Annotated in this window: 5 protein-coding genes and 1 pseudogene; 1 reads left to right on the top strand and 5 read right to left on the bottom strand. The window is 50.1% G+C overall.

The annotated features are described in order from the left end of the window. Both ribH and Q0238_RS07475 read right to left on the bottom strand, forming a co-directional pair. Window positions 1–98: pseudogene (gene ribH, locus Q0238_RS07480) on the bottom strand (6,7-dimethyl-8-ribityllumazine synthase); the annotation flags it as partial. A gap of 36 nt (window positions 99–134) precedes the next feature. Continuing rightward, window positions 135–434 (bottom strand): hypothetical protein, encoded by a 300-nt coding sequence (locus Q0238_RS07475; RefSeq protein WP_297944581.1) that lies wholly within the window; start codon window positions 432–434, stop codon window positions 135–137. Window positions 435–721: 287 nt separating this feature from the next. Between Q0238_RS07475 and sodB the strand changes: the two genes are divergently transcribed. Beyond that, window positions 722–1,345, top strand: coding sequence for a superoxide dismutase [Fe] (gene sodB / locus Q0238_RS07470; protein WP_297944579.1), 624 nt, complete (start codon window positions 722–724; stop codon window positions 1,343–1,345). A gap of 260 nt (window positions 1,346–1,605) precedes the next feature. On the opposite strand, the gene Q0238_RS07465 is transcribed toward sodB, so the two are convergent. From Q0238_RS07465 to rsfS, 3 genes are all read right to left on the bottom strand, one after another. After that, window positions 1,606–2,187 carry a LysE family translocator gene (locus Q0238_RS07465; protein ID WP_297944576.1) on the bottom strand — a complete coding sequence of 194 codons (582 nt, stop codon included), beginning with the start codon at window positions 2,185–2,187 and terminating at the stop codon, window positions 1,606–1,608. Window positions 2,188–2,599: 412 nt separating this feature from the next. Continuing rightward, on the bottom strand, window positions 2,600–3,967 hold the full coding sequence (locus Q0238_RS07460) for a sodium-dependent transporter (protein ID WP_297944573.1): 1,368 nt from the start codon (window positions 3,965–3,967) through the stop codon (window positions 2,600–2,602). A 9-nt stretch (window positions 3,968–3,976) separates the two neighbouring features. Continuing rightward, window positions 3,977–4,388 (bottom strand): ribosome silencing factor (rsfS, locus tag Q0238_RS07455; RefSeq protein WP_297944570.1); only part of this gene is annotated, 412 nt, incomplete at its 5' end.

Below are 4,388 nucleotides of genomic sequence, written 5' to 3'. Positions count from 1 at the left end.
TCGACTAGGCGATCTGTGATGATGTGGTTGAAGCGGGCGTTGATGATTAGAATTTTTTCGCTGCCCTTAAGAGCAAGCGAGCCTTCGATGATTTTCATGGTTTTCCTTTGCGTTAAATTTAGCGCTAAGCTTAGCTAAATTCGCCAAAATTCTAAATTAATTTCAGCATCATGGCGCTTGAAATTATGAGAAATAACAGGCGCTTTGCGCGCAGAAATTTTCTCGCGGCGGATGAATACGCCTAGGATCACGGCGCCGATCGTGCCGATGCCTGTGCATAAGCTTAGCGTGAATATAAAAAATATGCGAAGCGGGCTAATCTCCAAGTCCTCTTTTGGCGCGATAGCAGTTTCAAGAAAGACGATAAAAAGCGCGCCGAGCCCCGTGTCTAGGACGTATGCGAGTACCGCGCCGATGTATTTTAAAGCAAGCATAAATTAAAAAAGCTCGCAATTACGCAGGTTGCGGTCAGTAGCCAATCGTGCGTACTAGCAGTGCGCTTAAACCCGTACGCCCGGTCGCACTCGAAAAGCGCTCCGACGAGGATGAAAGCAAAACTTTGGCGTTAACAAACCGCCTAAATTTTAAATTTGAAACGCGATTATAGTAGGAGCGAGCTTAGATTGAAATTCGTCTTAAAATTAATCCTAAATAATAAATTTTATTATTCGTTTAGAAATTTTAGGCTATAATCGCTTCAAATCATTTCAAGGAGAGAAAGATGTTTAAACTTAGAGAGTTGCCGTTCGATGCGGCGCACAACGCGGTCGTAAGCAAGCAAACCTGTGATTATCACCACGGCAAGCACCACGCGACCTACGTGGCAAATTTAAATAAACTTACCGAATCAGGCGAGTTTGCGGGCAAGGGGCTTTACGAGATCGTAACGGCCGCTAGCGGTGGGCTTTTCAATAACGCAGCGCAGGTTTACAACCATGATTTTTACTGGGATTGCATCGCAAAGCCTAGCGAGCCGTCTGCGGAGCTAAAATCGGCGCTAGCGGAAAATTTCGCGGATTTTAAAAGCGAGTTTTTGGCCGCTGCTACGGCGCATTTCGGATCGGGCTGGGTGTGGCTCGCTTACGATCCCAAATCGGGCAAGCTTTGCATTAAAGCGACCCAAAATGCCGCTACGCCGGTGACCGAAGGGCTAGTGCCGCTTCTGGTCGTGGACGTTTGGGAGCACGCGTATTACATCGATGAGCACAACGCGCGCCCGAAATATCTGGAGAAATTCTACGCAGGCATCAACTGGGGGTTTGTCTCAAGCGCCTACGAATGGGCTAAAAAAGAGGGTCTTGGCTCTGTGAAATTTTACATCGACGAGCTTCACGGCAGAGATTAAATTTTAAAATTTAAGCGCACGTGGGGCGAGGCGATGCTACACAAAGCCAAAACCGCCTAAACGCGCCGCCGTTTCGCTGCGGACGATAATCGCCGCGTCGTTTAGCATGCGCGGTCGATCGCTTAAAATTTTAATTCAAAGCTAGCGGCTAAATTTTAAGGGCTTTTCTTGAGATTAGCCGCAGCAATACCACTTTTCAATCTATCTTTTAAATTTAATAAAATTCCATCAAAGCTCGGGCGCTAAATTTAATCAAAATTTTAGCCCAAAATCATCCACAGCCCGATCGCGCACATCAGCACCGAGCAGAAAATTTCGAGGTATTTCAGATGGGTTTTCAACAGATTTTTTAGCACCGATCCGCCCAGCGCGTAGATGCTAAGGCAGATACTTTCGCTGGCGCACAGCGTAGCGACGAGGGCGAAGGTGCGCGCGCCGAAAAGATTGTCCGCGTCCAAAAACGGCGGAAAGAGCGCGGTAAAAAATATCCACGCCTTGGGGTTTGAGACCGCGACTACGAAGCCTTGTAGGAAGATATTTTCGCTGCGCTTTTGTTTTTGCAGCTTAAAATTTCCGCGCGCTAAAAAGGTCGCGACACCCAGATAGAAAATATACGCGCCGCCTAAAATTTTAATCGCGCTAAGCGCCGCAGGGTGCGCAAGCAGAATGCCCGCGACGCCGAATATACACGCAAGCGCCACGAGCATGACGCCCAGCACCTGCGCAAGTAGCGCGGGCAGCGCCTTAAGATAGCCGCGCGCGATGCCGAGATTTAGCGCGTAGGTCATGTTGATGCCCGGCATCAGCGATATTGGGAAGATCGTAAAGAAAAACAGAAGCATTGAAAACCCCTAAATTGCGGCTAAATTTTAAATTTATCGCGCGCCTGCCGCGGAAATTTTAAAGTGCGGCGGCGAGTGAAATTTTAAAATTCCGCCGCGCCGCCCCCAAGCTTTTCTTGGGGCGGGAAGGGGGCCCTGGTTGCGAGGTCGCTCCCTTTCCCGTCCCAAACCCCACCTAACCCCCGACGACGCTTTACAAGGGGCAGGCTACGCCTGCGCTGAATTTATATTATAACTGCGGTGCAGTGTCTCGCACCTAGTCGCAAGACCGCCGTGCCGCAAGTTTCAATACAATGTGTCGCACCGAGTAAAAACTTACGCCGCAGCATATGTAACGGAGCGAATGAAATTTTAAAATTCCGCCGCACCGCCGCGGGTAAATTTAAAATTTAAAACTCTCGCGGCTTTAAATTTAGCCGAAAATCCCGTATCCGAAGATCACCGCGATGATAAGCGGCAGGATAAATTTGACGTACAAAAACCAAACTCCTGCGAGCCGCGCGCTTAGATCGCCTTCGTTGGTGAGCTCGTAGATCGCGTCCTTTTTCAGCACCCAGCCCACGTAGATGCAGCACAGAAGCGCCGTTAGCACGAAAAAGACGTTCGCGCTTACGAAGTCGAAGGCGTCGAAAACCGAGCGCCCCAGAATTTTAACGTCCGCAAGCACACTGCTTGAGAGTATGCAGGGCAGGTTGCCGAGCACGAAGACGCCGCCGAGCGTTAAATTTACCGCCTTTAGCGTCGAAAAGCCGAAGCGCTCCTCGACGAAATTTATGATGACCTGATAGATCGTGATCGACGTCGTAAGCGCGGCGATGAGCAAAATCGAGAGAAAGACCACCGCGACGGCGTTGCCGAATGGCATGTGCGAAAACGCGATCGGCAGGCTTTTAAAAACTAACGACGAGCCGCTGCTCGGCTCAAGCCCTGCGCTAAAGAGCGACGGGAAGATCATAAAGCCCGCAAGCACGGCGATGAGCGTGTTTACGACTGCGGTGATGGTGGCCGTTTGCATCAGCTTCTCGTCTTTGTTGAGGAAGCTAGACAGCGTGATCATCACGCCGAATCCGAGCGAGAGCGCGAAAAAGACCTGACCCAAAACGTCGATCAAAAGCTTGGGCGTGATCTTGGCAAAATCGACGCCGAGATAAAATTTCACGCCCTCCTTTGCGCCTTCAAGCGTTAAATTTGTAAGGATCACCGCGATGAAGCACAAAAATAGCGCGGGCATTAAAAATTTTACGAATTTTTCGATCCCCTCGATGATGCCGTTTTTCAAAATGTACCAGTTGATCGCTATGAAAACGAGCGTATAAGCTCCGACGCCGAGCGGGCTATTTTCGATGTGATCTGCGTAGAATTTTTGCGTGAATGCGGGATCGGTGATCCGCGCGGAGAGGTCGAAGTTGCCGCTTACGATGTTTACGATATAGGTTAGCACCCAGCCGCCGAGAACCATATAGTAGGCTAAAATTCCAAACGCGCCGATTACGCCCATGATGCCTACGATCTTCCATGCAGGCTTTATGCGCGAGCCGTCCTTTTTAGGCGCCGTGAAGGCATCGACGCAGTTTCTTAGCGCACGGCGTCCGATGACGTTTTCTACCAAGATCATCGGGATCCCAAGCACGATCATCGCGATGCAAAATATGAGCACATAGGCGCCACCACCATTTTCGCCGACTAAATACGGAAACCTCCACGTGCAGCCAAAGCCGATCGTGGCGCCTGCGACGGTTAAGATATATGTGAGCTTGCTGCTCCAGGTCTGTCTCGGCACGCTCCCTCCTTAAAATTGCTCTTTTTTGAGCTTGTCGAGGAAGTCCTCGATATTGTATTTGGCGCGGTAGGCCTCGCTGATGAGATGGACTATGATGTCGCCGAGATCGACGACGCTCCACTCATCGCCGCTTTCGATAGCCAAAAACTCCTCGCCGAGCGGCTTGAGCGCGCTTTTTAGCTCCTCGATGAGCGAGGCTGCGTGGCGGGCGGTCAGCATAGTGGCGATAACTACGAATTTCGCGATATATTCGCGCCCCTCCATATCGATGATCTGGACATTTTCGGCTTTCTTTTCGTTTAAAATTTCGGCGATCCGCTCCGCCCTTTGCTTTGGATCTTGCATATCTTTCCTTTTATAAAATTTTATGACCTCTGCTGCGATCTTGGGCGGGATTTCGCCTTTGAAATCTCGCCTAAAA

The sequence above is a fragment of the uncultured Campylobacter sp. genome (genome assembly GCF_938045775.1).
Lineage (GTDB): Bacteria > Campylobacterota > Campylobacteria > Campylobacterales > Campylobacteraceae > Campylobacter_B.
This window is presented reverse-complemented; position numbering and strand designations above follow the sequence as displayed.